The organism is Methylobacterium dankookense (assembly GCF_902141855.1).
In the GTDB taxonomy this organism is placed as follows: domain Bacteria; phylum Pseudomonadota; class Alphaproteobacteria; order Rhizobiales; family Beijerinckiaceae; genus Methylobacterium; species Methylobacterium dankookense.
The window spans coordinates 195,643-222,262 of sequence record NZ_CABFVH010000004.1; the positions used below are offsets into that span (position 1 = coordinate 195,643).

22 protein-coding genes are annotated in these 26,620 nt (G+C 72.0%); 13 read left to right on the forward strand and 9 right to left on the reverse strand.

Annotation, left to right across the window (positions count from 1 at the left end; all coding sequences use genetic code 11):
• Positions 1–49: 49 nt before the first annotated feature.
• On the forward strand, positions 50–1,201 hold the full coding sequence (locus MTDSW087_RS05645) for a hypothetical protein (protein WP_144761295.1): 1,152 nt from the start codon (positions 50–52) through the stop codon (positions 1,199–1,201).
• A gap of 13 nt (positions 1,202–1,214) precedes the next feature.
• On the opposite strand, the gene MTDSW087_RS05650 is transcribed toward MTDSW087_RS05645, so the two are convergent.
• Positions 1,215–3,563, reverse strand: a complete 2,349-nt coding sequence (locus MTDSW087_RS05650) for a PAS domain-containing sensor histidine kinase (protein WP_144761298.1) — start codon at positions 3,561–3,563, stop codon at positions 1,215–1,217.
• Positions 3,564–3,733: 170 nt separating this feature from the next.
• Positions 3,734–6,340 (reverse strand): aminopeptidase N, encoded by a 2,607-nt coding sequence (gene pepN / locus MTDSW087_RS05655; RefSeq protein WP_144761301.1) that lies wholly within the window; start codon positions 6,338–6,340, stop codon positions 3,734–3,736.
• 283 nt (positions 6,341–6,623) lie between these two features.
• Between pepN and MTDSW087_RS05660 the strand changes: the two genes are divergently transcribed.
• Positions 6,624–7,916: an adenylosuccinate synthase gene (locus tag MTDSW087_RS05660; RefSeq protein ID WP_144761305.1), complete on the forward strand. Its 1,293-nt coding sequence runs from the start codon at positions 6,624–6,626 to the stop codon at positions 7,914–7,916.
• Positions 7,917–8,050: 134 nt separating this feature from the next.
• A complete protein-coding gene (locus MTDSW087_RS05665) occupies positions 8,051–9,667 on the forward strand; it encodes a TMEM200 family protein (RefSeq protein WP_144761307.1) in 1,617 nt (538 codons plus the stop codon).
• An 82-nt stretch (positions 9,668–9,749) separates the two neighbouring features.
• On the opposite strand, the gene MTDSW087_RS05670 is transcribed toward MTDSW087_RS05665, so the two are convergent.
• A complete protein-coding gene (locus MTDSW087_RS05670; protein ID WP_144761310.1) occupies positions 9,750–10,748 on the reverse strand; it encodes a 2-hydroxyacid dehydrogenase in 999 nt (332 codons plus the stop codon).
• 295 nt (positions 10,749–11,043) lie between these two features.
• Between MTDSW087_RS05670 and MTDSW087_RS05675 the strand changes: the two genes are divergently transcribed.
• Entirely contained in the window at positions 11,044–11,610 is a 567-nt protein-coding gene (locus MTDSW087_RS05675) for an SH3 domain-containing protein (RefSeq protein WP_144761313.1), read from the forward strand.
• A 74-nt stretch (positions 11,611–11,684) separates the two neighbouring features.
• Here MTDSW087_RS05675 and irr read toward each other — a convergent pair whose 3' ends face one another.
• Entirely contained in the window at positions 11,685–12,197 is a 513-nt protein-coding gene (gene irr / locus MTDSW087_RS05680) for a Fur family transcriptional regulator Irr (protein ID WP_144761316.1), read from the reverse strand.
• A gap of 266 nt (positions 12,198–12,463) precedes the next feature.
• Here irr and fabA point away from each other — a divergent pair, with 266 nt between their 5' ends.
• From fabA to fabI, 3 genes are all read left to right on the forward strand, one after another.
• Positions 12,464–13,000 (forward strand): 3-hydroxyacyl-[acyl-carrier-protein] dehydratase FabA, encoded by a 537-nt coding sequence (gene fabA, locus MTDSW087_RS05685; RefSeq protein ID WP_144761320.1) that lies wholly within the window; start codon positions 12,464–12,466, stop codon positions 12,998–13,000.
• A 135-nt stretch (positions 13,001–13,135) separates the two neighbouring features.
• Positions 13,136–14,362 carry a beta-ketoacyl-ACP synthase I gene (fabB, locus tag MTDSW087_RS05690; protein WP_144761323.1) on the forward strand — a complete coding sequence of 409 codons (1,227 nt, stop codon included), beginning with the start codon at positions 13,136–13,138 and terminating at the stop codon, positions 14,360–14,362.
• Between the two features lie 343 nt (positions 14,363–14,705).
• Positions 14,706–15,536 (forward strand): enoyl-ACP reductase FabI, encoded by an 831-nt coding sequence (fabI, locus tag MTDSW087_RS05695; protein ID WP_144761326.1) that lies wholly within the window; start codon positions 14,706–14,708, stop codon positions 15,534–15,536.
• 136 nt (positions 15,537–15,672) lie between these two features.
• On the opposite strand, the gene MTDSW087_RS05700 is transcribed toward fabI, so the two are convergent.
• Positions 15,673–15,918 carry a hypothetical protein gene (locus MTDSW087_RS05700; RefSeq protein ID WP_144761329.1) on the reverse strand — a complete coding sequence of 82 codons (246 nt, stop codon included), beginning with the start codon at positions 15,916–15,918 and terminating at the stop codon, positions 15,673–15,675.
• A gap of 118 nt (positions 15,919–16,036) precedes the next feature.
• On the opposite strand from MTDSW087_RS05700, the gene MTDSW087_RS05705 reads away from it, so the two are divergent.
• The 4 genes from MTDSW087_RS05705 to MTDSW087_RS05720 all read left to right on the forward strand — a co-directional run bounded on the left by MTDSW087_RS05705 (position 16,037) and on the right by MTDSW087_RS05720 (position 18,842).
• Entirely contained in the window at positions 16,037–16,264 is a 228-nt protein-coding gene (locus MTDSW087_RS05705) for a hypothetical protein (protein WP_144761332.1), read from the forward strand.
• Between the two features lie 72 nt (positions 16,265–16,336).
• Positions 16,337–16,576, forward strand: coding sequence for a DUF2188 domain-containing protein (locus MTDSW087_RS05710; protein WP_144761335.1), 240 nt, complete (start codon positions 16,337–16,339; stop codon positions 16,574–16,576).
• Between the two features lie 103 nt (positions 16,577–16,679).
• Positions 16,680–18,236, forward strand: a complete 1,557-nt coding sequence (locus MTDSW087_RS05715) for a DUF6880 family protein (RefSeq protein ID WP_238179231.1) — start codon at positions 16,680–16,682, stop codon at positions 18,234–18,236.
• A gap of 69 nt (positions 18,237–18,305) precedes the next feature.
• A complete protein-coding gene (locus MTDSW087_RS05720) occupies positions 18,306–18,842 on the forward strand; it encodes a DUF4142 domain-containing protein (protein ID WP_144761338.1) in 537 nt (178 codons plus the stop codon).
• Between the two features lie 50 nt (positions 18,843–18,892).
• On the opposite strand, the gene MTDSW087_RS05725 is transcribed toward MTDSW087_RS05720, so the two are convergent.
• Positions 18,893–19,249 carry a DUF427 domain-containing protein gene (locus tag MTDSW087_RS05725; protein WP_144761341.1) on the reverse strand — a complete coding sequence of 119 codons (357 nt, stop codon included), beginning with the start codon at positions 19,247–19,249 and terminating at the stop codon, positions 18,893–18,895.
• Positions 19,246–20,148 (reverse strand): methyltransferase domain-containing protein, encoded by a 903-nt coding sequence (locus MTDSW087_RS05730; RefSeq protein WP_144761344.1) that lies wholly within the window; start codon positions 20,146–20,148, stop codon positions 19,246–19,248. The genes MTDSW087_RS05725 and MTDSW087_RS05730 overlap by 4 nt, the downstream gene beginning before the upstream one ends.
• A 161-nt stretch (positions 20,149–20,309) precedes the next feature.
• On the opposite strand from MTDSW087_RS05730, the gene MTDSW087_RS05735 reads away from it, so the two are divergent.
• Positions 20,310–20,543: a hypothetical protein gene (locus MTDSW087_RS05735; protein WP_144761347.1), complete on the forward strand. Its 234-nt coding sequence runs from the start codon at positions 20,310–20,312 to the stop codon at positions 20,541–20,543.
• Between the two features lie 25 nt (positions 20,544–20,568).
• Here the strand turns inward: MTDSW087_RS05735 and MTDSW087_RS05740 are convergent, their stop codons facing one another.
• A complete protein-coding gene (locus MTDSW087_RS05740; RefSeq protein WP_144761350.1) occupies positions 20,569–23,622 on the reverse strand; it encodes an N-6 DNA methylase in 3,054 nt (1,017 codons plus the stop codon).
• 180 nt (positions 23,623–23,802) lie between these two features.
• Between MTDSW087_RS05740 and panD the strand changes: the two genes are divergently transcribed.
• Complete coding sequence (gene panD / locus MTDSW087_RS05745; RefSeq protein ID WP_144761353.1) at positions 23,803–24,264, forward strand: aspartate 1-decarboxylase; 462 nt, start codon at positions 23,803–23,805, stop codon at positions 24,262–24,264.
• A 495-nt stretch (positions 24,265–24,759) separates the two neighbouring features.
• Here the strand turns inward: panD and lepA are convergent, their stop codons facing one another.
• Complete coding sequence (gene lepA, locus MTDSW087_RS05750) at positions 24,760–26,565, reverse strand: translation elongation factor 4 (RefSeq protein WP_144761356.1); 1,806 nt, start codon at positions 26,563–26,565, stop codon at positions 24,760–24,762.
• Positions 26,566–26,620: the final 55 nt, after the last annotated feature.

Consider the following 26,620-nt stretch of genomic DNA (forward strand, 5'->3'; position numbering starts at 1 on the left):
TATAGGCTGGGCCCGAGCCGATCCCGCCGTGCTCCGAGGACAATCCCCGTTGCCAACGACGACCCGCGCGCGCCGTCTCGGCCGATTCTTGCTGCTCGCGATCCTGCTGGGCGGCCCCGCCGCCGCGGATGGGGCCGACCCGCACCTGCTGCCCGCGGCCCCGGCCTATGCGCGCAACCGGGACTGCGCGCCGGCGCGGATCGTCATGCCGCCCGCGACCCATGCGCTGCCCGGCGGCGTCCAGATCTCGCCGCGGCCGGCCGATATCCCGGTCGGGCAGGGGGACAGCGCGATCTGCTTCGCCTACGCCACCGCCGACATGATCTCGCAGCGGGTCGGCCGCGCGGTCTCGCCCCTCGACGTGGCGACGAAGTTCTACTTCGCCGATCCCGCGCGCCTCTCCGCGCTCACGGACGCGCGCATCTCCGCGCATCTGCGGGCGCATCCCCATTACCTCGCCGACATCGCCTGGAGCCGCAACGCGGTCGATGTCGCGAAGGAGCACAATCCGGGCCTGGAGCCCTATTTCGACAAGCTGGAGGGCGGCGAGGAGGATGCCGCCGCGCTCCTCTACAACCTCGACGGCCTCTGCGACGAGCGCGACCTGCCCTCGCACGAGGGCTACGCGCATTTCACCACGTTCTTCCTGCGCGCCCGCTACGGGGCCGTGGTGCGGGCGGCGCCCCAGTGCTTCCGCAGCACGGGTGCCACCGTGGGCAAGCTGCGCAGCCGCCGCGCCGACGCCGTCAACGATGCGTGGCTGCGCGAGGTCGCCCGCCGCTGCCGGCGCCGCCCCGCGCCGGTGCCGCTCCTGCCCGTCTCCTACCGGGTCGCCGCAACCCAACTCGAATTCATGGACCTCTTGGAGGCGGGTACGCCGCCGGCCCGGGCCCAGGTCGACCGCATGCTCGCCATGGTCGACTACGCCCTCGACCACGGCCGGGCGCCGACCATCGGCTACAGCTGGTACATCCTGGAGGAGCGCGACCCGAAGGATCCGGACCTCGCCGCCGACCATTCGAGCGCGGTGATCGCGCGGCGCAAGGCGGGCGGGCGCTGCCAGTACCGGGTGCAGGACAATACCGGCGAGTACTGCGCCCGCCTGCGCCCCGGCATCCGCGAGCGCTGCGACAACGGCCGGATCTGGCTCACCGAACCGGAGCTGCGGGCGACGCTCTACAGCGTGATCTATCTGCGCTGAGTTCCAGGGCGGGTCAGGCGACCGGCTGCGCCTCGCGCCGGAGCCGGGGCGTCGCGCCGGAGGCCTCGCGCAGGGCCGACACGGCCTGCTGCCGGCCGCCGCTCTCGGCGATCGCGGGCAGGCGCTGCGGCGCCGGGGCGGGCAGGCGCACCAGCACGATGGTGCCGACATTGACCTCCGAGCGGAGCCGGAGGGAGCCGCCATGCAGCTCGGCCATGGAGCGGGCGATGGCGAGCCCGAGACCCGAGCCCTTGTGGCTGCGGGTCATGTTGGTCTCGACCTGCACGAAGGGCTGGCCGAGGCGGGGCAGCACGGATTTCGGGATGCCGATGCCGGTATCCTCGACGAAGAGATGCGTGAAGCCGCTGGCCGTGCGGCCGCGGACGAGGACGCGCCCCTCGGGCGGCGTGAACTTCACGGCGTTCTGCAGCAGGTTGACCAGCACTTGGTGCAGGGCGCGCTCGTCGGCGAGAAGCCGCATCCCGGGGCTGAGGTCGACGCTGATCTCCAGGGACTTGGCGCGGGCCGCCTCGGCGACGAGCTTGAGCGCGCCGCCGAGCGCCGCCTCGGCGTCGATCTCGCGCGGGTTCAGCCGGACCCGGTGCGCCTCGATGCGCGACATGTTCAGGATGTCGTCGATGACCGAGAGCAGGTAGTGCCCGCTCTCGCCGATGTCGCGGCAATACTCGGCGTAGCGCGGCGAGCCGAGGGGGCCGAACACCTCGTTCGCCATCACGTCGGCGAAGCCGATGACGGCGTTGAGCGGCGTGCGCAGCTCGTGGCTCATATTGGCGAGGAAGTCGGATTTCGCCTGGCTCGCGCTCTCGGCCGCGGCCTTTTGGTCGAGATAGCGCTCGGCGAGGTCGGCGAGCTGCTGGGTCTGCAATTCCAGGGTGCGGCGGGAGCGCTTGAGGTCCTTCACCGTCTCGATCAGCTCGCGCTCGGAGGCGACGAGCTGCTCCTGATGGCGCTTCAGGCTGGTGATGTCGGTGCCGACCGAGACGTAGCCTCCGTCCTTGGTGCGGCGCTCGCTGATCTGGAGCCAGCGGCCGTCGGCGAGTTCCGCCTCGAAGGTGCGGGCGGTGGCCGCGCCCGTCTCGGGCAGCTCGCGGCGGACCTGCGGCAGCACGCCCCGGCCCATCACCTCGCCGTAGCGGCGGCCCGGCTGCGCGTCTTCCGGGTTGAGCGCGTGCAGGTGCCGGAACTTCGAATTGCACAGCACCAGCCGGTTGGTGGTGTCCCAGAGGACGAAGGCCTCCGAGATCGCCTCGATCGCGTCGCGCAGGCGCATGTCGGCGGTGGCGCTGCTCTCGGCGAGGTGGTGCTGCTCGCTCACGTCGATGGCGATGCCGACGAGATGGTGGCCGCCATCGGCGGAATCCGGCACCACCTCGGCGCGGGTGCGCAGCCAGACATAGGCGCCGTCGGCGCCGCGCATGCGGAAGGCGTGGTCGACGACGGTCTGGTTGGCGGCGAGCCCCCGCGCGAGGCTGTAGAGGTCGCCGTCGTCGGGATGGACGAGGGCGTTCACCTCGCCGAAGGAGAGATACTCGTGCTCGCGCTGGTAGCCGAGCAGGGCGTACATCGAGTTCGACCAGTAGATCCGCCCGCGCGGGATGTCCCAGTCCCACAGGCCGCAGCCGCCGCGGCCGAGCGCGATGTCGAGGCGCTGGCGGATCTGCTCGCAGACCCGGTCCGCCCCCTCGGCGCGGCGGCTCTGCAGGCCGTAGGCGAGGCCGACGCCGATGATGACGAGGGCGGAGGCGCCGATCAGCACGACCTGGTCGCGGGTGCGGGTATGCCAGCCCCTGAGCAGCGGCTCCAGGGTCTGCACCACCGCGATCCGCCGCCCGTCCGGCAGACGGTGCATGGCGGCGATGAGCGGCTCGCCGTCCGTGGGCGCCAGCTCGGTCGCGCCGAGGCGCTCGCCGAAGGTGGTCAGCGCCTCGCTATCCCCGAGCAGCCCGGCGAGGCTCGTCGTGTCCCGGTCGAGCGGCGGATGGGCGGCGAGGATGCGCTCCTCGGCGGAGATCAGGATCAGGCGGCGGCCGTTGCGGGCGGCGGCCTCGGTGGTCAGGCTGCGGAGGTCGCCCTGGTCGCCGGGCCGCGTCGCCGCGGCCGCGCGGGTGAAGACCTCGATCTCGGTGGCGGCGGCGGCGACGATCTCGTCGCGCTGGCTGCGGATGTGCAGCGCCGCGATGCCGACGAGGCAGGCGAGGAAGGTCGAGAGCAGCGCCGGGATCGCGTAGCGGAGGGCCGCCTCGGCCCGGATCAGGCGGGCATTCCGTGCCCGCGCGGGCCAGTGGACACCGAGAATCGTGCCCGCACGCGCGGAGAAGGAAGCGGAAGCCGCCTCCGGCATGAGCGAACCTCAACCGTGGGAAGATTGCCTTGCCGGGAGGCGCCCCGCGCCGCCCCGAATCTGTATGCAATATGAGCGTTCGCCACACCCCTTGTCCACGGGTTTTTCGGATTCGGCGTTGACTCTGGCGGCGTGTTGCGGAATCGCCCCGATTCGCAATTGTCGAACGTTTACAATTGGTTAACCGGCGCAATCGTCCGCGTGACGATGTCCGCGACATCGCGGGACAGGCCCGGGATCGCCTTGATCCGGTTGAGCATTTCCTCGGCCTTGGCCGCTCGCGATTTTTTCAACTTCCGCCAGGATCCGAAGGCCGTGAGCAGGCGCGCGGCGGCCTGCGGATTGGTCCCGTCGAGGGCCGCGACGGTGTCGGCGACGAGGGCGAAGCCGGCCCCGTCCGCCCGCGCGAACTGCGTCGGGTTGCCGAAGGCGAAGCTGCCGACGAGGGCGCGGACGCGGTTGGGATTGGTCAGCGCGTAGGCCGGGTGCCGCTTCAGGCCCTCGATCCGCTCCGGCGTGCCGGGCTCGGGGATGGTGGCCTGGAGGGCGAACCACTTGTCGAGCACCAGCGGCTCGTCGGCGTAGCGCGCGCCGAAGGCGGCGAGCGCCGCCTCGCGGGCGTCGCCCGGGATCAGGGCCAGGGTGCCGAGCGCCGCGAGCCGGTCGGTCATGTTGGTGGCCGCCTCCAGCCGCGCGGCGGCGCGGGCGGCGCCCGTCTCGGGGTCGCCCGCTGCGAGGAGGTCGAGGGCGGCGTTGCGGAGCGCCCGCCGCCCGGCCGCGGCGGCGTCGGGGCTGTAGGGCGTGCCCGCGGGCTCGGCGAGCCGCGCCTCGATGCCCTCCAGCCGGTCGCGCAGGGCGCGGCCGAGCGCGGCCCGGAGGCCCTTGCGCGCACCGTGGATCGCGTCGGGATCGACCTCCGCCTCGATCTCGTTGGCGACCTCGCCCTCGCCGGGCAGGCTGAGCATCAGGGCGGCGAAGGCCGGGTCGCGCGGGGCCTCGGCGTCGAGGAGCAGGCCGAGCGCCTCGGCGAAGGCGTCGGCGGGGCCGCCCCCGCGGATCAGCCGCAGGGCGAGGCTCTGGCCGGCCTGCCAGCGGTTGAACGGGTCGGTGTCGCGCCCGAGCAGGACGAGGTGGTCCTCCTCGGTGAGCGCGCCGTCGAGGCGCACCGGGGCCGAGAAGCCGCGCAGCAGCGAGGGCACCGGCCGCTCCGTCACGCCGCGGAAGCGGAGCGTCGCCTCCGCATCCTTCAGGACGTAGACGCCGTCCGCGAGGTCCGGGCAATCCGCATCGAGCGCGCCGCCCGTGCCGACGAGTCCGAGCGCCACCGGCATCACGAGGGCCGAGCCGCCGTCGAGGCTCTGCCAGAGGGTGAGGTCGCAGGTCCCCGCCGCCGCGTCGTAGGCGGTCCGGAAGGCGAGGCGCGGGGTGCCGGGCCGGGCATACCATTGCGCGAAGGCCGCGAGGTCGCGCCCGCTGACGGCCGCGAAGGCGTCGAGGAAATCCTCGACGGTGGCGGCGCGCCCGTCATTCTCGGCGAAGTAGCGGTCCATGCCGGCGCGGAAGGCGTCGGGCCCGAGCAGGGTCTTGAGCATCCGCACGATCTCGGCGCCCTTCTCGTAGACGGTCGCCGTGTAGAAGTTGTTGATCTCGGCATAGGCCGTCGGCCGCACCGGGTGGCGCAGCGGGCCGGCATCCTCCGGGAACTGTCGGGCGCGCAGCTGGCGCACCTCCGCGATGCGGTGGACCGCCCGCGAGCGCATGTCGGAGGAGAATTCCTGGTCGCGGAAGACGGTGAGTCCCTCCTTGAGGCAGAGCTGGAACCAGTCGCGGCAGGTGACGCGGTTGCCCGACCAGTTGTGGAAGTACTCGTGCGCGATGATCGCCTCGATCGCCGCGTAGTCGGCGTCGGTGGCGGTCTCAGGCGAGGCGAGAACGTACTTGTCGTTGAAGATGTTGAGGCCCTTGTTCTCCATCGCGCCCATGTTGAAGTCGGAGACGGCGACGACGTTGAACACGTCGAGGTCGTAAGGGCGGCCGAAGGCCTCCTCATCCCATTTCATCGAGCGGACCACCGCGTCGAGGGCGTAGTCCGCGCGTGCCTCCTTGCCGGGTTCCACATGGACGGCGACGGCGACCGCCCGGCCCTCCATCGTGGTGAAGCGGGTGGCGACGTTGCCGAGCCGGCCGCCGACCAGGGCGAAGAGATAGGCGGGCTTCGGGTGCGGATCGTGCCAGACCGCGTAGTGGCGGCCGCCGTCGAGCGCGCCCGCCTCCACGGGGTTGCCGTTGCCGAGCAGGACCGGCGCCTCGTCCCGGTCCGCCTCGATGCGGGTGGTGTAGACCGAGAGCACGTCCGGCCGGTCGAGGAAGTAGGTGATGCGGCGGAACCCGTCCGCCTCGCACTGGGTGCAGTAGACGCCGCTCGAGCGGTAGAGGCCCATCAGCTTGGTGTTGGCGCCCGGGTCGAGCTCCGTGACGATGCTCAGCGTGAAGGGCCGCCGCGGCGGCGCTGCGAGCACCAGGCCGGACGGGCCCACCGCATAGGCATCCTCGGGCAGGGGCCGCCCGTCGAGGTCGAGGGCGACCAGGGACAGTTCGTCGCCGTCGAGGCGCAGCGGCGCGTCCGGATCGCCCGCCGGATTCGGGCGCAGCGCCAGCACCGCGGTCACCCGGGTCCGGCTCGGATGGAGCCGCACGTCGAGATCGACGCGGTCGATCAGGAAGTCGCTCGGCCGGTAATCCGAGAGGTGGATGAGCGGGGGCGTCTCGGTGCGCATCGTCGCGAGGATCTCCGTTCCAGCGGCGGGCGGGGGGCTTGCATGGACGCCATGCGCCCCGGCCTGACGCTCGTTTCCCTATGTCTCTCTCGTCCGCGAAACGCGCAATCCGCCCCGTGCCGGCGGTCGCGCGGGGCCGCCGCCCACTGCCGGATCGGGCCGCTTGCTTGATTTCCCGGGCCGGATCGCGGAAAGGGTCTCACGGCAACGGGTTACCCGCGCACGGCCGGCTCACGCGTCCGCTGGCTCGGCTCACGGATCGAAGGCACGGATCAGGGTAGGCATGGCGAACGTCGTCGTTGTAGGCGCCCAGTGGGGCGACGAGGGCAAGGGCAAGATCGTCGACTGGCTCTCGGAGCAGGCCGACATCGTGGTCCGCTTCCAGGGCGGCCACAATGCGGGCCATACTCTCGTCATCGACGGCGTCACCTACAAGCTCGCGCTCCTGCCCTCGGGCGTGGTGCGCGGCGGCAAGCTCTCGGTGATCGGCAACGGCGTCGTGGTCGATCCCTGGCACCTCGTGGACGAGATCGCGCGGATCCAGGCGCAGGGCGTCGAGGTCTCCCCGCAATCCCTGCGCATCGCCGACAACGCGACGCTGATCCTGCCGCTGCACCGCGAGCTCGACCATTTCCGCGAGACCACCAATGTCGGCCTGAAGATCGGCACGACGAAGCGCGGCATCGGCCCGGCCTACGAGGACAAGGTCGGCCGCCGCGCCATCCGCGTGGTGGACCTCGCCGACGAAGCGATGCTGCCGGCCAAGGTCGAGCGGCTGCTCGCCCACCACAATGCCCTGCGCCGCGGCCTCGGCATCGAGGAGGTCGACGCGCAGGCCCTGCTCGGCGAGCTGAAGGCCATCGCGCCGACCATCCTGCCCTACGCCGCCCCGGTCTGGTCGCTGCTCGACGAGGAGCGGCGCCACGGCAAGCGCATCCTGTTCGAGGGCGCCCAGGGCGCGCTCCTCGACGTGGACCACGGCACCTATCCCTTCGTCACCTCCTCGAACATCGTGGCGGCGCAGGCGGCGACGGGCTCCGGCCTCGGCCCGGGCGCCATCGGCTACGTGCTCGGCATCGCCAAGGCCTACACGACCCGCGTCGGCGAGGGCCCGTTCCCGACCGAGCTGTTCGACGAGATCGGCGAGACGATCGGCCGGAAGGGCCGCGAGTTCGGCGTCAACACGGGCCGCAAGCGCCGCTGCGGCTGGTTCGACGCGGTGCTGGTGCGCCAGACCGTGCGGACCTCCGGCATCCACGGCATCGCGCTGACCAAGCTCGACATCCTCGACGGGTTCGAGACGATCGAGATCTGCACCGGCTACCGCCTCGACGGGCAGGTCATCGACCACCTGCCGGCGAGCCAGGCCGCGCAGGCCCGCGTCGAGCCGATCTACGAGACCATGCCGGGCTGGACGGAGACCACGGCCGGGGCGCGCTCCTTCGCGGAGCTGCCGGCGCAGGCGATCAAGTACGTCCGGCGGATCGAGGAATTGATCGGCGCGCCGGTGGCGCTGCTCTCGACCTCGCCCGAGCGCGACGACACCATCCTGATGCACAACCCCTTCGAGGATTGAGTGCCTCTCACACAACGCCCGCTGCGCCGCCGCGGCCGGAGGGAGGGCTCCCGGCGATCGGGAGCCGTGTGAAGAGCACTTAGGGGGCCCTCGCGCATATGCGGGGGCTTCGAAGGGGACCGGACCGGGGCACGATGGCCGACTACTACCCGCTGCTGGCGCGTGCCCTGGAGGCTCTGCCCGATCGCACGCCGGCCATGCGCCGCGCCGTCTACGAGCGGGCCCGCAACGCCCTGGTGACGCAGCTCCGCTCGATCGAGCCGCCGCTCTCCGAGAGCGACATCGACGTGGAGCGCAAGGCGCTCGACGCGGCCATCGCCCGGCTTGAGACGAGCTACGACGTCCCGGCCCCGGCCAACGACGCCGCAAGTTCGCCGCCCCCCGCTGCTCCCAAGCCGCCGGAGGCCGTCAAGCCGCCAGAGGCCGTCAAGCCGCCGGAGCCCGTCAAGCAGCCGGAGCCCCCCGCCAAGCCGCCGGAGGCCTCGACGCCGCCGGAGGCCTCGACGCCGCTGGAGGCCTCGAGGCCGCCGGAGCCGGCCGCCGTCCCGCCGCCACCCGAGGCGGAGCCGGCCGAATCCGAGGCGCCCGAGCCGAGGCCGTTCGAGCCGAAGGACCTCCAGACCCGGCGCCTCGAGCCGGCCGCCTCCGAGCCCCACGCGCTGCCCGAGACGCTGCAGCCCGAGACGAAGCCCGAGCCCTTCCTGCCGCCGGCCCCGCCGCCGCGCTTCACCGCGGCGGAGCCCAAGGCGCCGCGCGAGCCGGCGATCCCGATCGCCCCGCCGCGCACGGCCGCGTTCGAGCCCGCTCCCGCGGAGCCGGACGAGGCCGCCGCGCCGGAGCCTGCCACCGCGGCCGAGAGCCAGGCGCGCGGGGAGGTCCCGGGCGTGCGGCAGCGGCCGCGCATCGACGTGGTCGCCCCGCGCGGCCGCTCGCGGCTCCTGCGCAACGCCTTCGTCGGCGCCGTGCTCGCCGTGGTGATCGGGCTGATCGCGGTGGCGGCCTACTGGCTGCGCGACAAGCCGGCCGAGATCCAGGCCGGCGGCCCTTCCGCGTCCGAGGGGCAGACCTCCGAGAACGCCGACGCCAAGTTCTCAGACCGGATCGGGGGCGACCCGGCCCCGGCCGAGCGTCCGCCGGCGCCGCAGCCCGCGCCCGAAGGATCCGGATCGAGCCGCGCCGCGGCCCCGGCCCAGCCCGACCTCGCGGTGGCGCAGCGCGCCACCCTGGCCGAGGAGGCGCAGGGCGGGGGCGACGCCCAGCCGGTCCTGAGCCAGGGCCGCGTGCTCTGGCGGCTCGATTCGGTGAGCGGCGAGCAGGGCCAGCCCCTGCAGACCGCCGTGGTCGCGACGGTGACGATCCCCGATGCCGGCCTCACCCTGGTGATGACCCTGCAGCGTAACCTCGACGCGACGCTGCCGGCCTCCCACACGATCAGCCTCGCCTTCAGCGCGACCGGCCCCGACGCCGCCAAGCGCTCGGTGCAGGAGATCGGCCTGCTCCAGCCGAAGGAGGACGAGGCGGGGCGCGGCGCGCCGGTGGCGGGCCTGCCGGTGCGCGTGCGGGAGAACCTGTTCCTGATCGGCCTCTCGTCGCTGCGCGGCGACGTGGAGCGCAACACCGACCTGCTGCTCAACCGCAACTGGTTCGATCTCGGCCTGCGCTACGCCAGCGGCCAGCGCGCCGTCATCACCTTCGAGAAGGGCGGCGCCGGCGCCCAGGTGATGCAGCGCGCCTTCGAGCAGTGGCGATAGAAGGATCCGGGATGCCGAAGGGATCATCCCTTCGGCGGGGTGTCGGGGCAGAGCCCTGACGGGAAGTCCCGGGGGCGTGCCCTCAGAGCATGCTCGGCAGGATGCGGTCCGGCGGCCGGTGGCCGTCCATGAAGGTCTTGATGTTGATGATGACCTTCTCGCCCATGTCGAGGCGGCTCTCGTGGGTGGCCGAGCCCATATGCGGCAGCAGCACCACCTTGCCCGTGCGGGCGAGCTTGACGAGGCGCGGGCTCACCGCCGGCTCCTGCTCGAACACGTCGAGGCCGGCGGCCGAGACGTCGCCGGCCTCGATGAGGCGGGCGAGGGCGTTCTCGTCGATCACCTCGCCGCGGGCGGTGTTCACCACGATGGCCTCGCGCTTGAGCAGCTTGAGGCGGCGGGCCGAGAGCAGGTGGTAGGTGGCCGGCGTGTGCGGGCAGTTGACCGAGACGATGTCCACCCGCGCCAGCATCTGGTCGAGGGATTCCCAGTAGGTCGCGTCCAGCGCGCTCTCGGTGGCGGCCGGCACGCGGCGGCGGTTGTGGTAGTGGATCTGCAGGCCGAAGGCCCGGGCGCGGCGGGCGAGCGCCTGGCCGATGCGGCCCATGCCGACGATGCCGAGCCGCTTGCCGGTGATGCGGCGCCCGAGCATCCAGGTCGGCGACCAGCCGGTGTTCCACTCGTCGTCCGGGATGATGCGCGCGCCCTCCGCCACCCGGCGGGCGACGGCGAGGATCAGCGCCATGGTCATGTCGGCGGTGTCCTCGGTCAGCACGCCCGGCGTGTTGGTGACCGTGATGCCGCGCTCCAGGGCGGCCGCCACGTCGATATGGTCGACGCCGTTGCCGAAATTGGCGATCAGCCGCAGGTTCGGGCCGGCCTGGGCGAGGATCCCGGAATCGATCTCGTCGGTGACGGTGGGGACGAGCACGTCGGCCTCGCGCAGGGCCGCGGCGAGCGCCTCGGCCGACAGCGGCTTGTCCTCGGCGTTGAGGCGCACGTCGAAGAGCTCGCGCATGCGCGTCTCGACGGCGTCCGGCAGGCGCCGCGTCACCACAACGAGCGGCTTGCGCTTCGACATCGTTCCTCCCTCGCCCTGCGCCGTTCACGCAGGTTTTCAGCCTCGGGCCCGGTGGCCGCATGCCTCGGCGCGACGCGTGCCGGGTTCCGGCACGGGGGCGCCTCAAACCTCCATTAACCGAACTCGGCCAGACAGGATCGGGCCGGGTCCGGAGCCGGCGACACGCAGGTTTCGGGCCTCCGGCCTCTCTACCAGAGCGAGGGCGGAACACAATCCGGCCCCGCGCCGGCCACCTGCGCCGGCCGGGCTTTCGGATCCGCCCCAGGCAGGATCGAGACGAGGAAGGATGGCGAGGATGCGCGTGGCCCGGATTGCCCTGACGGTTGCCGCCCTGGGCTTGTCCCCGACGGTCGCGGGCGCGGCTCCGCCGGCTCCGGCCGCCGCGATGCCCGAGGCCGGGCTCGGCCCGGTCACCAAGCTGCCGCTGCCGCGCTATGCCAGCCTGAAGACCGACCGGGTGAACCTGCGCGAGGGCCCGTCGAAGGACCACCGCACGCTCTGGGTGTTCCAGCGCGCCGGCCTGCCCGTCGAGATCGTCGCCGAGTTCGAGACCTGGCGCCGGATCCGCGATTCCGAGGGCACGGAGGGCTGGGTGCTGCACTCGCTGCTGTCGGGCCGGCGCACGGCGATCGTCAACGCGCAGAAGGGGCCGGACAAGGGGGCGGTGCCGCTGCGCGCCAGCGCCGACGACGGCGCGCCGGACGAGGCGCGGCTGGAGGCGGGGGTGATCGGCAGCGTGAAGAGCTGCACCGGATCGTGGTGCCGCCTCGTGGTGGCTTTGCCCTCCCGCCGCGGCGACGTGGACGGCTATATCCGCCAGGACCGGCTCTGGGGCGTCTATCCCAACGAGAAGGTGCAGTGAGCGCAGCTTCGAAATGAGAAAAGGCCCGGGCAGCGCCCGGGCCTTTCTCTTCGGACTCGCGATCGCGCCGCGTCTCAGCTCTGGCGGCGGTTGCTGCCCCGGCGGCGCAGGCGCACGATCACCTCGACGCCGGCGATCTCCATGCCCTCGGGCGCGTCGGGCAGCGAATCGACGGTGATGCCGCAATCGGGCATGTCGATCACCTGGCCCTCGTCCTCGAGGTAGAAGTGGTGGTGCTCGCTCGGGTTGGTGTCGAAATAGGCCTTCGACCCGTCGAGCGCGAGCTGGCGCAGCAGGCCGGCTTCGGTGAACTGGTGCAGGGTGTTGTAGACGGTGGCCAGCGACACCGGCACCTTGGCGCGCATCGCCTCGTCGTAGAGCATCTCGGCCGTGAGGTGGCGGTCGCCGCGGCCGAAGAGCAGCCAGCCGAGCGACAGGCGCTGCCGGGTCGGGCGCAGGCCGGCGCGGCGCAGGCGGTCGCGCAGGTCCGAGAGCGGGCAGCCGCGGCGGCCGGCGGCGGACGCCTCCGCGGAGAGCGGGGCGGTCCGGCCGTTCAGGACGGCCTGCAGGGGCAACAGCTCGGACATCGGCGGACGGAACGCTCTCGTACGGACATGGGATTAATGCGGGAGTATACGAAACAGGCGTGAGTGTCGCAACCCGACTCCGCTCCTGCAATACGCTGCATCCCGCGCAAAGCTTTGAAGGCGCCCGGCCCCGTGCTAACGAGGCGCCGACACAGGCTGGCGCCGCGCCCTGCGCTGCCCCCGGCCGCGCCGACGGCTCCGGCTCGGCACCGCCCCGCGGCCGAGCCTCCGGCGACGAAGCGAATCCAGGGAATCGAACCGCCCACATGCCCTCAGACGCCGACACCACCGCGCAGACCACGCCCCGCGCGTCGAGCTATTCCTACGAGGACCTTCTCGCCTGCGGTCGCGGCGAGCTGTTCGGAGCCGGCAACGCCCAGCTCCCGCTGCCGCCGATGCTGATGTTCGACCGCATCGTGCAGATCACGAGCGAGGGCGGCGCGCATGGCAAGGGCCATGTCCGGGCCGAGTTCGACATCCGCCCCGACCTCTGGTTCTTCCCCTGCCACTTCAAGGGCGATCCCGTGATGCCGGGCTGTCTCGGCCTCGACGCCCTCTGGCAGCTCGTCGGCTTCTATCTCGGCTGGCTCGGCTCGCCGGGCCGCGGCCGGGCGCTCGGCGTCGGCGAGGTCAAGTTCACCGACCAGGTGCTGCCCACCGTCAAGCAGGTGGTCTACGGGGTCGACCTCAAGCGCGTGCGCCAGGGCAAGCTGGTGCTCGGCATCGCCGACGGCTGGCTGGAGGCCGACGGCAAGCGCATCTACGAGGCGCAGGATCTGCGGGTCGCCCTGTTCCAGAGCTGATTTTTTTCGCGTGCCGCGGCGGCGCCGGGCAACGGTGCCGTGCCCGCGGCAGTTGAGATTGTGTCGGCTTCGTCCTAGCTGACCGGGAGCGCGGCGCGCAGCGGGCCTGCCGCCGCGGCGGAGACAAGTTCGTTCATGCGCCGTGTCGTCATCACCGGGATGGGCATCGTCTCGTCCATCGGCAACAACACGCAGGAAGTGCTCGCCTCCCTACGCGAGGCGCGCTCCGGAATCGCCCGCGACGAGGCGCAGGCCGCCCACGGCTTCCGCAGCCAGGTCTCGGGCGCGCCGACCCTCGATCCCGAAGGCGTCGTGGACCGGCGCGCCATGCGCTTCCACGGCGGCGGCACCGCCTGGAACCACGTCGCCATGGATCAGGCGATCCGCGATGCGGGCCTCGAATCCGGCGACGTCTCGAACGACCGCACCGGCATCATCATGGGCTCGGGCGGTCCCTCGACCCGCACCATCGTGGAATCCGCCGCCATCGCCACCGACAAGGGGCCGAAGCGCGTCGGGCCCTTCGCCGTGCCCAAGGCCATGTCCTCGACGGCCTCGGCCACGCTGGCGACCTGGTTCAAGATCCGCGGCGTGAACTATTCGATCTCCTCCGCCTGCGCGACCTCGAACCACTGCATCGGCAACGCCGCCGAGATCATCCAGGCGGGCCGCCAGGACATCATCTTCGCGGGCGGCTGCGAGGAGCTGGACTGGACGCTCTCCGTCCTGTTCGACGCCATGGGCGCCATGTCCTCCAAGTACAACGAGACGCCGGCCCGGGCCTCCCGCGCCTACGATGCGGGCCGTGACGGCTTCGTCATCGCCGGCGGGGCGGGCGTGCTGGTCCTCGAGGAATACGAGCACGCCAAGGCGCGCGGCGCCCGCATCTACGGCGAGGTGGCGGGCTACGGCGCGACCTCGGACGGCCACGACATGGTGGCCCCCTCCGGCGAGGGCGCGGTGCGCTGCATGCGCCAAGCCATCGAGGGCCTGAAGGGCGCCAGGATCGACTACATCAACCCGCACGCCACCTCGACGCCCGTCGGCGACGACAAGGAGATCGAGGCGATCCGCGAGGTCTTCGGCCGCGGCGAGAACTGCCCGCCGATCGCGGCCACCAAGTCGCTCACCGGCCACTCGCTCGGCGCCACCGGCGTGCAGGAGGCGATCTACGCGCTGCTGATGATGAACAACGGCTTCATCTGCGAGAGCGCGCATATCGACGAGCTCGATCCGGCCTTCGCCGACATGCCGATCCTGCGCGAGCGGCGGGACGGGGCGAAGCTCGGCCACGTCCTCTCGAACTCCTTCGGCTTCGGCGGCACGAACGCGACGCTGGTGCTGAAGCACGTCGACGCCTGAACACCGGAACTTCGACCCTGCACGGATCATTGTCGTGCAGGTCGGGGGGAGTGTCGTCGTGGTCCCGTTCATCGTCGGAACCTTGGCCGGACTGGTCATCGCGGGAAGCGCGGCCGTGTTCGCCAAACAGATGCTCCTCGAGGATGCCCGCGACCGGACCGGCGGATACTTCTGAGCTCCGCCACCCCACGCGAGCCTGCCAAGCCCCGCCCCCGGCGGGGCTTTCGCGTTTCCACGGCCCGTCCCGCGCCCGGATTGGACAGGCTCGCGACGGGCGGGCTATGGCTCGAAGCCTGGATCTGGTCCCGGCCGGGACCGCGCGGAGAGTGGGACGAACGATCGAATGACGGCATTGATGGCGGGCAAGCGCGGCCTGATCATGGGCGTTGCCAACGATCACTCGATCGCCTGGGGCATCGCCCGGATGCTTCACCGGCACGGCGCGCAGCTCGCCTTCACCTACCAGGGCGAGGCGCTCGGCCGCCGGGTCGGCCCGCTCGCGGCCAAGCTCGATTCCGACGTGGTGATCCCCTGCGACGTGGAGGATCTCGCCTCGGTGGATGCCGCCTTCGACCGGCTCGACGCGGCCTTCGACGGCCGGATCGACTTCGTGGTCCACGCCATCGGCTTCTCGGACAAGGCGCAGCTCAAGGGCCGCTACGTGGAGGTGACCACGCGCGACAACTTCGTGCGCACCATGACGATCTCGTGCTTCTCCTTCACCGAGATCGCCCAGCGCGCGGCCAAGCGCATGAGCGAGGGCGGCTCGCTTCTCACGCTCACCTATGGCGGCTCGACGCGGGTCATGCCGAACTACAACGTGATGGGCGTGGCCAAGGCGGCGCTGGAGGCCTCCGTGCGCTACCTCGCCTCGGATCTCGGGCCGGCCGGCATCCGCGTCAACGCACTCTCGGCCGGGCCGATGCGGACGCTCGCCGGCGCCGGCATCGCGGATGCGCGGCTGATGTTCAACCACCAGAAGGCGCACGCGCCGCTCCGGCGCACGGTGAGCCTCGACGATGTCGGCGGCTCTGCCCTCTACCTGCTCTCCGATCTCTCGGGCGGCGTCACCGGCGAGGTCCATTTCGTGGATTCGGGCTACAACATCATCTCGATGCCCCGGCCCGACGTGCTGCAGGCCCAGGACGCGGCCGGCGTCGTCGGCGACGATTGAGGGATCGGTCCTGGGATTCCGAAGGGATCATCCCTTCGGCGGGGTATCGGGGCAGAGCCCTGATCTTCGATGACCAGGGCTCTGCCCTGGACCCGCCAAAGGCCTGAGGCCTTTGGAAGCCCGGGATTTCCGTCGTTCAGTCCGGCACCAAGCCGGAGGGGAGGGGTGCGATCTCGGGCGGCGGCGGGGGGCGGCGGACGCGCCGGGTGCGCACGATGCGGGGGTCGCGCCGCTCGGCCACGACGGGCGGGGGCGGCTCGGACGGGAAGTTCGAGGCGAACGGGTTCGGCGGCACGCGCTCGCCCTGCGCCTCGGCGGGAGAGGCGAGCCAGAGCACGGCGACGGCCGCGGCAGCAGGGATCGAGCACGTGATCGGGCGCATGCGAGCCTCCTCGTGGGCCGGGCGCCCTGCCGTTGAGGGCGGTGCGCCGGGCGCCGGCAGATTTCGCCGGCCGGGCGTGCCGGGCAAGCCGGACCTGAGGTGGAGATAGGGCAGGCGCATGCAGCCGCATCGGTTCGAGAAGGACGGCGCGACCTACGAGGTCCGCTTCGAGCGCGGGGACGGGGCCTGGGTCGCCCATATCCGCCGGGTCGAGGACGGCGCGTCGGCGACCCTCGCCTTCCCCGACGGGGTCGGCTACGCCGCCGACGACGTGCGCGGCTCCCTGATCGCGGGCTGCGAGGCGGCGGCCGAGCGCCTCTCGGAGCGGCCGCCGACCCGGCACTGAGCCGGATTGCCGGAACCGGTCCGCGTCCCAGACGGTTCGCGCTCAGCGACACAACAGCGTCGAGGAGCGTCCATGTCCGAGATCATCTATCACATCGTCGAGCACGACGGCGGCTTCGCCTACAAGGTCGGCGACGTGTTCTCCGAGACCTTCCCGAGCCGGGAGGAGGCGCTGCAGGCCGCCCAGGCCGCCGCAGCCGAGCAGCAGGTCCCCGGATCGACCGAGGGCATCCGCTATCAGGACAAGACGGGAGCCTGGCACGACGAGACGGCCAGGGGTAACGATCGTCCCGTCGCCAAGGTCGTGGATTAGGACGCGCTCCGCCGAAGTGGACGCCGGTTCGGCGACGAAGAGCGCGTCGCGGTAAGGATCCAGAGCCCGCGACGCGGGGGCTTGGTCGGGAGATTGAGTCGGCATGGCGGGCGCGCGGACTCCGAAGGTGAAGGCGGCGCGGCCCAAGATTGAGCCCGCCAAGACTGGGCCCGCGACGGCGGAGCGCGCGAAGCCCGATCGGCCGAAGGGCGCGCGCCGCACCACGCCCTCGCCGGAGACGCTTGCCGAACTCGGGCCCGAGCGCCTGATCGGCCTGATCCTCGACGAGACGGCCCGCAACCCCGCCTTCAAGAAGCTCGTCAGCGCAGCGCTCGCCGCCCGGCAGGGGCCGGATGCCGTGGCCGCCATGGTCGACCGGCGGCTCGCTGCGCTGGAGGGCGCGCGCGGCTATATCGACTGGCAGAAGCGCCGCAGCTTCGCGGCCGATCTCGACGCCACCGTCACGGTGATCCTGAACGAGCTGCGCCCCCTCGACCCGGAGGCCGCCCTCGACCGGATCGTGCGCTTCCTGAGCGGCGCGGATTCGGTGCTGAACCGGGTCGATGACGGGACCGGCCGGATCGGCGGGCTCTACGAGCGCGCCACGGACGCCGCCGTGGAGATCGCCGCGGCGCTGCCGCTGGAGGCGGCGGGGCGTTTCGCGCTCGGCCTCGTGCCTCGCATCGTGGCCACTCCGGACGGGTTCCTCGGCAGCCTGCTGCGGGACCTCGTGGCGCGGCTCGATCCGGGCGCGCTCGGCGACCTCGACCGGGGCCTCGCCGGGGCGCTGGGGGCACTGGGCAACGACGGTACGAAGGCCCAGCCGGACTGGGGGAACCGGTTCCGCCGCATGCTGATGCAGCGCGTGCGCCAGGACATCGCCGACCGGCGCGGCGACGTGGACGCCTTCATCGCCCTGGAGGAGGCGCTGATGCCGGAGGCGCCGGACCGGGTGGCCATCGCCTCGCGCCTGGTCGAAGGAGGCCGGGCCGCCGAGGCCCTCGACTGGCTGCGCCGGCCGGCGCCCGCCGTCCGCACCACCACCCGCGCCGAGCTGATCACCGGCTTCGTGGAGGAGCCCCATCCGGACCGGGACCGGATCGAGGTCGAGATCCGGGCCCTTGAAGCCCTCGGCCGCGGGCAGGAGGCGCAGGAGATGCGCTGGGGGCGCTTCGCGGACCTGCTCGACGCCGCGATGCTGCGCGACTACCTCGCCAAGCTGCCGGATTTCGAGGACGACGAGGCGCTGGCACGGGCCTTCGCCCATGCGGAGGCCTTCCCCACCCGGCACCGGGCGCTCGCCTTCCTCGTCGGCTGGCCGAACCTGGAGCGCGCCGCCCGCCTCGTCCTCGCCCATCCCGAGGCCTGGGACGGGACGCGCTACGCCGTCCTCACCCCCGCGGCGGATGCGCTGGCGGTGAGCGGCCATCCGAAGGCGGCCACGCTGCTCTTCCGCCGCCTCCTCGAGACGATCCTCGACAAGGGCCAGAGCTCCGCCTACGCGCATGCGGCGCGCTACTATCTCGAACTCGACACCCTGGCCGAGCACTTGGAGCCGGGCGCCGTCGCGCCGGAGCCGGACGTCTACAAGGCGGCCCTGCGCCGCAAGTACGGGCGCAAGTATGCCTTCTGGGGTCTGATCGACGACGCGGGCCTGTAGGAGACGGCTCGGGGGAACTTGGCCGGTGCCCTTCCGCCTTCGCCAGGAAAGAGCCCGGAGATCCTTCCCATGACCCCGTTCACGCGTACCGCCCTCGCCGCCGCCCTCCTTCTCGCCGCCGCGCCGGCTTCCGCGGAATCGATCGGCGAGAAGAGCGGGCTGAATGCCCTGGTCGGCCGCGCGCCCTCGACCGCCGACTTCGTGTCCGAGGCCGCGATCAGCGACATGTTCGAGCTGCAATCGAGCCAGCTCGCGGCCGAGCGCGGCGACGATCCGGCCAAGGCCTTCGCCAAGCGCATGATCGCCGACCACGAGAAGACCTCGGCCGAGATGAAGCAGGTGGTCCGGGACGGGAAGGTCCAGGCCACCCTGCCCACCGCCCTCGACAGCACCCACCAGAAGAAGCTCGACACCCTGAAGGGCCTGCAGGGGGCGGAGTTCAACAAGCAGTACCGCGAGGATCAGGTGAAGGCGCACAAGGATGCCGTCGACCTGTTCCAGCGCTACGGCAGCGGCGGCGACAATGCGGCGCTCAAGGCCTTCGCGCGCAAAACCGAGCCGGCCCTGGCCGAGCACCTGAAGATGGCCCAGGACCTTCAGAAATAGGCGCGGGCATTGTCCGCCGAACCGGGATCCTTCGGGGGAGCGCGCTCCGATCAGCCCTGCTCGATCGCGTCCACCCGCCCCGGATAGAAGGCGAGGTGGCCGCGGATGGCGGCGACCGCCGGGAACGGGTCCTCGTAGCTCCAGGCGGCGTCCGCCCGCTCGCTCCCGCCGACCACGAGGTCGAAATAGCTGGCGTCGCCCTTGTAGGGGCAATGGCTGCGCCGGGCCGAGCGGCGCACCGCGCCCAGCACGTCCGCGCGCGGGATGTAGAGGACGGGCAGGTAGCCCGCCTCCTGAAGGCTGAGCGCCGCGCGCGTCTCGGCGGCGACGGTGCCCTCCACGATCACCCGGACGAGGCCCGGCTGCGGCAGGATCGCGATCGGATGGTCGGGGCCCGGCAGCTTCATGGCGCGCTCCTGTCCTTGCTGGATCCCGCATTGAGTTCGGTGGTGCCCAGGGCATCGGCGAGGCGGGCCTGCGCGCTGCCCGGGCGTAGCGGCTTCTGCTGGCTCTCGTGCGGCGCCCAGCCGGAGACCCAGAGCAGTTCGAAGGTGGCGCGCACGCGTCCGTCCACGTCGGCGAAGCGCTCCTGGTAGAGCGCGGCCGCGCGCATCAGGGTCTCGCGGCGCAGCGGTGCCCGGCGGCGTTCGCTGAGCGCGTTGGTGAGGCCCATGGCGCGCAGGTCGCGCAATAGGCGGAACGGGTCGGCGTAGCGCACGGTGACGGTCTCGGCATCGACCACCGGCAGGGCGAAGCCCGCCCGCTGCATCAGGGCGCCGAGCTCGCGCACCGCCGCGAAGGGCGCGACGCGGGGGCTCACCCCGCCCTCCACCTCGCTCTCGGCCTGGCCGAAGCTCTGGCGCAGCTCCGTCAGGGTCGCGCCGCCGAACAGGCAGCCGAGGAACAGCCCGTCCGGGCGCAGGGCCCGGCGGAGCTGGATCAGGGTGCCCGGCAGGTCGTTCACGCCCTGGAGCGCCAGCAGGGAGACCGCGAGATCGACGCTGCCGGGCCCGAGCGGCAGCGTCTCGGGATCTGCCACCGCCAGGGCGAGGCCGGGCTCGGCCGGCTCGGGGAGCGGCGCGAGGCGCAACGTCGTGGCGGCCTCCGGGCGCCGCGCCAGCAGGCGGGCCGCCGCCGGGGCCGGCGTGCCGAGGTCGACGGCATCGGTGAAGCGCCGCAGCACCGCCCCGAGCCGATCCTCGAGATCCTCGGCGACGCGGGCGAGCAGGAAGTCGGCGTAGCCGGCGGCGCGGGCGCGGGCGAGGCGGCGGCGGGCGAGGGCGGTGTCGAACAGGGGAGCATCCATGCGGGTCGAAGATGGCGTCTCCCCAGCCCCGGCGCCAGCACCGCCCGCTCATGCCTCGACGCCGCGCCCGGCATCGCGGCCTCTTCCGTCACGCTTGCGTGAGGCCGGAACGGGGGTGCCTGCGATTCCGTTCCCAGAGCCGAATCGAAGGAGAATCCACCATGACCCGCACCATCGCCGCGACCGTCATCGCGCTGGCCGCCCTGACCGCGGCCGGCGCCGCCGAGGCCAAGGGCTGCCTGAAGGGCGCCGTCGTCGGCGGCATCGCCGGGCATTATGCCGGCCATCACGGCCTGGTCGGCGCCGCGGCGGGCTGCGCCATCGGCCGCCACCGCGCCAACAAGCAGGCCCGCCAGGACAGCCAGACCGCCCCGGCCCCGGCCGCCGCGCACTGAGGCGACGGGACTTTCACGCGCGGGATCAGGGCTCGGCCGCCTCCAGCACGGCGGCGGCCTCGTCCTTCCCCCATGGGTCCGGCCCGAGCAGCTCGGCGACGAGGAGGTCGATCCGCTCCGCGAGGCCGCTGTCCTGCAGGGCGGTCCGGATGACGCCGCGCGCCCGCTGGAACGGCATGTCCGCCGCGACCGGCACCGTGGCCGCCAGCTCCTCAGCCGCCTCGGCGGCGGCGGCGAGCGCGGCGTGCAGCCGGATCCGCGCGTCGAAGAGCGGGATCGGCAGCGTGAACATCAGCTTGTCGAAGTGCCGGGCGCCCTGCTCGCCGCGCGCCTGGATGTTCATCATGCGCAGGCGCGCGGTCTCGCTGTTCAGGATCGCGAGCAGGAAATATCCCTCTGCCTCGCTCTCGACGGCGCACCAGTAGAGGGCATGTTCCGCGATCCCGCGGTCATCCCGTAGGATCACGGCGGCCGGACGCGTTCCCGACGCGGCGAACGCGACGCGCAGAACCGCGATCGGGAACTGGTTCTCGAGCCCGTTGTGGAAGTTCCAGCGCGCCGCGAGCCCCATCTTGCGCGCGCTCGTCCGGTCCCACACCGCTTCGGCCCGCGCCATCCATGCCGCGAGGCGCGCGAGGCCGCGGTTGCCCGCCTGCCGGGCGTCGAGGACGTTGCCCTCCGCATCCACGGGAACGACACCCTCGAAGGGCCGCAGCACGCGGAACGGGGCGATCGACTCGCCGAGATAGACCGGGCGCAGGCAGTCCCGCTCGACCGAGCCGTCGAGGGAGGGCAGGCCGCGGTAGCGCGGATCTTCCAGGTTCGAGCGCCGGCTCTGCACGGCCGGCGCCGCCTGGTTGGCGCCGAGGCGCCCGGCATCCCGGCGCTCCACGAGGCAGAGCATGCGCGGGACGAGCGTCGCCCCCCGTCGGAAGCGGTTGCGGTAGGGCGATTCCGCCGCGAAGCCCACCGCGCGCGGCGCCGGCCCCTCGGCCAGCCGCAGGTTGCGGTCGGCCAGCTCCTCCGGGGCGTCCTTGAAGGGCAGGCGGCCGGCAAACAGCGTCGCCCGCTCCGGCGTCGGGCGCGGGGCGGCGGCGACCGTGGCGAAGAGCGCGCAGGTCGGCACCCGGAAGAGCGGGGCGACCGCCTTGTTGTCGAGCACCCACGCCTCGGTGAAGGCGACGCTGATCCCGGTCCAGGCGCCGGTGCGGAAGGCGCGGTACTGTCCCCGGCTGAGGGCGGCGAGCGGCAGCACCATGGCGAGCCGGCCGCCGCCCGCGCGCCCGTGGCGCACCGGCCTGGCGTAGAGTTCGGCGCAGCGCACGAAGAACAGGCCGGCGAGGTCCGTCTGCGTGACGAGGCGGGCCTCGTCGGGGCCGACCCAGACGCCGAGCCGCCGCGCGGTCTCGCGGAAGCGGGCCTGCATGCCCGCCGACATGTAGCGGTAGGAGAGCCAGGGCGGGTTGCCGAGCACCACGTCGACCCGCGCCCCGTCCGAGAGCGCCACCGGCCGGCTGAGGTTGCGCGCGATGAAGCCCCAGACATGGTCGCGGCCGGCGCGCCGCAGGCGGTCATAGGTGATGTAGGTGGCCCGCAGCGTGCCGTGCTGCGCCGTCGGCACCCGGCAGCCCGCGATGCCGCGCAGGAAGGCGTCGGCGTCGCGGCCCGCCTCGCTCGCGTCGTGCATGGCCGTGACCACGCGGTCGAACAGGCCGGGATCGGCGCAGAGGGCGAGGGGGAAGCGCAGCACCGAGCCGCCGGCCCGGCGGGCGCCCGGCGGCGGCACCTCGATGACGAGGTCCTGCTCCGCCGCGTCGCGCCGCACGTTCCATTGCAGCGCGTCGCCGAGATAGACCGGCAGCGAGATGTCGCCGCCGCGGGTCAGCAGCGCCTCGCCCAGAGCCAGGAGATGGGTGACGCGGGCGAAGATCACCGCCACCGGGTGCACTTCGAATCCCGTGATCGCGGCGCAGCAGCGCGCCGCCACCTCCTCGGCCGCCACGCCCTCGCCCGACAGCGCCTCCCGCTTCAGCCGCACCGCGTGGAACAGGAAGCTGCCCGAGCCGCAGGCGGGGTCGAGGCAGGTCTGCTGCGCCGGCCTGTCGAGGGCGTGGCGCACCACCTTCCGGGCGAGCCAGTCCGGCGTGTAGTACTCGCCGAGGTCGTGGCGCTGCTCCGGATCGATGAGGGATTCGTAGAGCACCTTCAGGAGGTCCACGTCGACGCTGCCGAGGTCGAACCGGGCGGCGTGGTCGGCGAGGCTCGCGACGATGGCCGGGCCGTTCGGGGCCTGCAGCACCCAGCCGAAGAAATCCTCCTCCACCGCCCCGTGCACGCCGGCCTCGCGGAAGGCGCGTCCGTCGAGGAGGTCCTGGGGCGAGCGCCCGTGGATGCGCATGGCGCCGGCCGCGATCGCCTTGGCCAGGATCACGAGATAGGTGTGCTGCAGCCAGAGGTCGTCGCCGCCCACCGCTTTGCCGTAGACGAAGCCCAGATGGCGCTCCCAGAGCTGGCGCTTGAGCGCCGCCTCCGGGTCGGCGGCGACCGCGGCCCAGGCGTCGCGGAGCAGGCCGTGGGTGCGGGCGAAGGCGGCGCTGCGGCGGCCGAGCTCGTTCGTGATGCCGACCGCGTCCGCCGGCAGCCAGTCCCGCACGGCGATGACGCCCTCGAGCCAAGCGAGCAGCGCCCGGGCCTCGGAGGGGCGCGTCTCGTGGGCGGTGAGGGCGACGAGGTCGCCGTCGCGCATCTCGTAGGCCGCGAAGCGCGCCCCATCCGTGGCGAGGCCGACATAGCGCTGTCCGGTCGCCGCCTCGCGCTCGGGCAGGTAGCGGGCGAGCTGCGCCTCGGCCGCCGCACCCTCGCGGCGCAGGTCGGCCTTGATCTCGACGAGGGTACGGCCGAGCAGCGCGTCGACCCGGCCGTGCACCTCCGGCAGGGCCTGCTCGAAGGCGATCTGCTCGCTGCGCGCGTCGAGGGCCCCGGTGAGGATGCGGTGGAGGAGGGCCCGCACCTTCTCGTGGCCCGGCCGGCGGGCGAGTTCGGTGACGACGGCTTCGAGCTCGGCGTTGTCGATCGGCATAGGCAACCTCAGGTGGCCCATAAAGATCGTTACCTGAGATCTTTATGCAAGCGAGCAGGGGCCAAAAATCACACCTGAAGTAAACACGATGCCCGGGGCATGGCTCTCCGCCGCGCGAGCCTCTAGAAGGGCGGCGAATCCGCTCGGCGACAGGGCGGTCGAGGGGGCGAGGGACACGCGATGCAGAGCTTCGTCCGGGCCAAGCTGCACGGCATCCGGGTGACGGGGGCCGACCTGAACTATCACGGCTCGATCACCATCGATTCCGACCTCTGCCGCGAGGCGGGGCTCGATCCGCTCGAATTCGTCGAGATCTGGAACAAGATGTCGGGCGCGCGGATCAGCACCTACGTGCTCTACGGCCCCGCCGGCTCGCGCTGCTGCATCCTGAACGGGGCCGCCGCCCGCACCTGCCAGGTCGGCGACGAGGTGATCATCGCCTCCGCGAGCTACGGGGCCGTGGACGACGTGATCGTGCACAAGCCGCGCGTGCTGATCTTCGGCGCGGGCAACGCCGTGGTGGACCGCGTGATCTACGATGTGTTCCGCGACGACCAGGGCCGCCTCGACATGCGCATCATCGAGGCGGATACCGGCGCCGAGGAGCCGCCGCGGATCGCGACGCAGATCCGGGTGGCGTGAGGGGAGCCACTCCGTCTTTCCCCGCTGCCGGAAGCTCACCGAGCCGCGACGCGGCTCCTCTCCCGTTCGGGAGAGGGCTGGGGTGAGGGACGAGAAGCTTCCGGAGGGGGCGCATCGGTCCGCGACGGGCCTCTCCTCCCCCTTGCGGGGAGGAGCCGGAGGTGGGGGTGGTGCCGAAGAACGCTCGGCGCCTCATCCTGAACCACCCCCACCCCTGACCCCTCCCCGCAAGGGGGAGGGGACGCCGCGAGCAGCTGTTCCGATCATTCTAACATCGTAAGAGAACGCGAAGCGGCTTCGGCTCCGCATTTTCCTGACAATTCTCGACCCTCACCCTGTCCCTCTCCCGAACGGGAGAGGGGACCCGCGCCTCATGCTGCGGCGGGTCTGCTGGTTTGAGAGCCGGAATCACTTCGCTTGGTCTCGCACGGGCGACCGAGATTCCATCCGGGCCGTCTCTCGACCCGGATCAGTTCGACGAAACGTGGACGAACCTCAATCGTCCATCTTCAAGGCGGCGATGAATGCCTCCTGCGGGATCTCGACGCGCCCGAACTGGCGCATCTTCTTCTTGCCCTCCTTCTGCTTGTCGAGGAGCTTGCGCTTGCGCGAGATGTCGCCGCCGTAGCACTTGGCGGTCACGTCCTTGGAGAGCGCCCGGATCGTCTCGCGGGCGATGATCTTGCCGCCGATCGCCGCCTGGACCGGGATCTGGAACAGGTGGCGCGGGATCAGGTCCTTCAGCTTCTCGCACATGGCCCGGCCGCGGGACTCGGCCCGGGTGCGGTGGACCAGCATCGAGAGGGCGTCGACCGGCTCGGCGTTGACGAGGATCGACATCTTCACAAGGTCGCCCTCGCGGTAGTCGGAGACGTGGTAGTCGAACGAGGCGTAGCCCTTCGAGATCGACTTCAGGCGGTCGTAGAAGTCGAACACCACCTCGTTCAGCGGCAGGTCGTAGACGACCATGGCGCGCTTGCCGACGTAGTTCAGGTCGATCTGGACGCCGCGGCGGTCCTGGCACAGCTTCAGCACGCCGCCGAGATACTCGTCGGGCGTCAGGATCGTGGCGCGGATCCAGGGCTCCTCGATCTGCTCGATCTTCATGATGTCCGGCATGTCGGCCGGGTTGTGCAGCTCCTTGGTCTCGCCGTCGCGCATGGCGAGGCGGTAGACCACGGAGGGCGCCGTCGAGATCAGGTCGAGGTTGAACTCGCGCTCCAGGCGCTCCTGGATGATCTCGAGATGGAGGAGCCCGAGGAAGCCGCAGCGGAAGCCGAAGCCGAGGGCGGCCGAGGTCTCCATCTCGTAGGAGAACGAGGCGTCGTTGAGCCGAAGCTTGCCCATGGCCGAGCGCAGGTTCTCGAACTCGGCCGCGTCGACGGGGAAGAGGCCGCAGAAGACGACCGCCTGGACCTCCTTGAAGCCCGTCATCATCTCCGCGGTCTGGCGCTTGTCCTCGGTGATGGTGTCGCCGACGCGGGTATCGGCCACCTCCTTGATCGAGGCGGTGAGGAAGCCGACCTCGCCGGGGCCGAGCTCGCCGATATCGGCCATCTTCGGGCGGAACACGCCGATCTTGTCGACGCCGTAGACCGCGTCCGCGCCCATCATGCGGATGGTCATGCCCTTCTTGAGCACGCCGTCCACGATGCGCACCAGCACGACGACGCCGAGATAGACGTCGTACCAGCTGTCGACGAGGAGGGCCTTGAGCGGCGCGGCCCGGTCGCCCTTCGGCGGCGGCAGGCGCTTCACGATGGCTTCGAGCACGAGGTCGATGTTGAGGCCGGTCTTGGCCGAGATCGGCACGGCGTCCGAGGCGTCGAGGCCGATCACCTCCTCGATCTGCTCCTTGACGCGGTTGGGCTCGGCCGCCGGCAGGTCGACCTTGTTGAGGACGGGGACGATCTCGTGGTTGGCGTCGAGCGCCTGGTAGACGTTGGCCAGCGTCTGCGCCTCCACGCCCTGGGAGGCGTCCACCACGAGGAGCGAGCCCTCGCAGGCGGCGAGCGAGCGCGAGACCTCGTAGGCGAAGTCCACGTGGCCGGGCGTGTCCATCAGGTTGAGGATGTAGTCGCGCCCGTCCTGCGCCTTGTACTCGAGCCGGACGGTGTTGGCCTTGATGGTGATGCCGCGCTCGCGCTCGATATCCATCGAGTCGAGCATCTGCTCGCTCATGTCGCGGGCGGCGACCGTGCCGGTGGCCTGGATCAGCCGATCGGCCAGGGTCGACTTGCCGTGGTCGATATGCGCGACGATCGAGAAGTTGCGGATGTTGTCGATGGGCGCGGTGGTCATCGGCTCGATAATCTCCGGCGCGCGGCCTCCGGCCTTGGGGCCGGGCTCGCTCTCG

Coding starts and splice junctions, on each gene's coding strand:
- fabI (WP_144761326.1), top strand. CDS start 14,706: ATGACGGCATTGATGGCGGGCAAGCGCGGCCTGATCATGGGCGTTGCC.
- MTDSW087_RS05705 (WP_144761332.1), top strand. CDS start 16,037: ATGCAGCCGCATCGGTTCGAGAAGGACGGCGCGACCTACGAGGTCCGC.
- lepA (WP_144761356.1), bottom strand. CDS start 26,565: ATGACCACCGCGCCCATCGACAACATCCGCAACTTCTCGATCGTCGCG.
- MTDSW087_RS05700 (WP_144761329.1), bottom strand. CDS start 15,918: ATGCGCCCGATCACGTGCTCGATCCCTGCTGCCGCGGCCGTCGCCGTG.
- MTDSW087_RS05650 (WP_144761298.1), bottom strand. CDS start 3,563: ATGCCGGAGGCGGCTTCCGCTTCCTTCTCCGCGCGTGCGGGCACGATT.
- pepN (WP_144761301.1), bottom strand. CDS start 6,340: ATGCGCACCGAGACGCCCCCGCTCATCCACCTCTCGGATTACCGGCCG.
- MTDSW087_RS05715 (WP_238179231.1), top strand. CDS start 16,680: ATGGCGGGCGCGCGGACTCCGAAGGTGAAGGCGGCGCGGCCCAAGATT.
- MTDSW087_RS05720 (WP_144761338.1), top strand. CDS start 18,306: ATGACCCCGTTCACGCGTACCGCCCTCGCCGCCGCCCTCCTTCTCGCC.
- MTDSW087_RS05665 (WP_144761307.1), top strand. CDS start 8,051: ATGGCCGACTACTACCCGCTGCTGGCGCGTGCCCTGGAGGCTCTGCCC.
- MTDSW087_RS05660 (WP_144761305.1), top strand. CDS start 6,624: ATGGCGAACGTCGTCGTTGTAGGCGCCCAGTGGGGCGACGAGGGCAAG.
- MTDSW087_RS05670 (WP_144761310.1), bottom strand. CDS start 10,748: ATGTCGAAGCGCAAGCCGCTCGTTGTGGTGACGCGGCGCCTGCCGGAC.
- irr (WP_144761316.1), bottom strand. CDS start 12,197: ATGTCCGAGCTGTTGCCCCTGCAGGCCGTCCTGAACGGCCGGACCGCC.
- MTDSW087_RS05710 (WP_144761335.1), top strand. CDS start 16,337: ATGTCCGAGATCATCTATCACATCGTCGAGCACGACGGCGGCTTCGCC.
- MTDSW087_RS05725 (WP_144761341.1), bottom strand. CDS start 19,249: ATGAAGCTGCCGGGCCCCGACCATCCGATCGCGATCCTGCCGCAGCCG.
- MTDSW087_RS05735 (WP_144761347.1), top strand. CDS start 20,310: ATGACCCGCACCATCGCCGCGACCGTCATCGCGCTGGCCGCCCTGACC.
- fabA (WP_144761320.1), top strand. CDS start 12,464: ATGCCCTCAGACGCCGACACCACCGCGCAGACCACGCCCCGCGCGTCG.
- panD (WP_144761353.1), top strand. CDS start 23,803: ATGCAGAGCTTCGTCCGGGCCAAGCTGCACGGCATCCGGGTGACGGGG.
- MTDSW087_RS05675 (WP_144761313.1), top strand. CDS start 11,044: ATGCGCGTGGCCCGGATTGCCCTGACGGTTGCCGCCCTGGGCTTGTCC.
- MTDSW087_RS05740 (WP_144761350.1), bottom strand. CDS start 23,622: ATGCCGATCGACAACGCCGAGCTCGAAGCCGTCGTCACCGAACTCGCC.
- MTDSW087_RS05730 (WP_144761344.1), bottom strand. CDS start 20,148: ATGGATGCTCCCCTGTTCGACACCGCCCTCGCCCGCCGCCGCCTCGCC.
- fabB (WP_144761323.1), top strand. CDS start 13,136: ATGCGCCGTGTCGTCATCACCGGGATGGGCATCGTCTCGTCCATCGGC.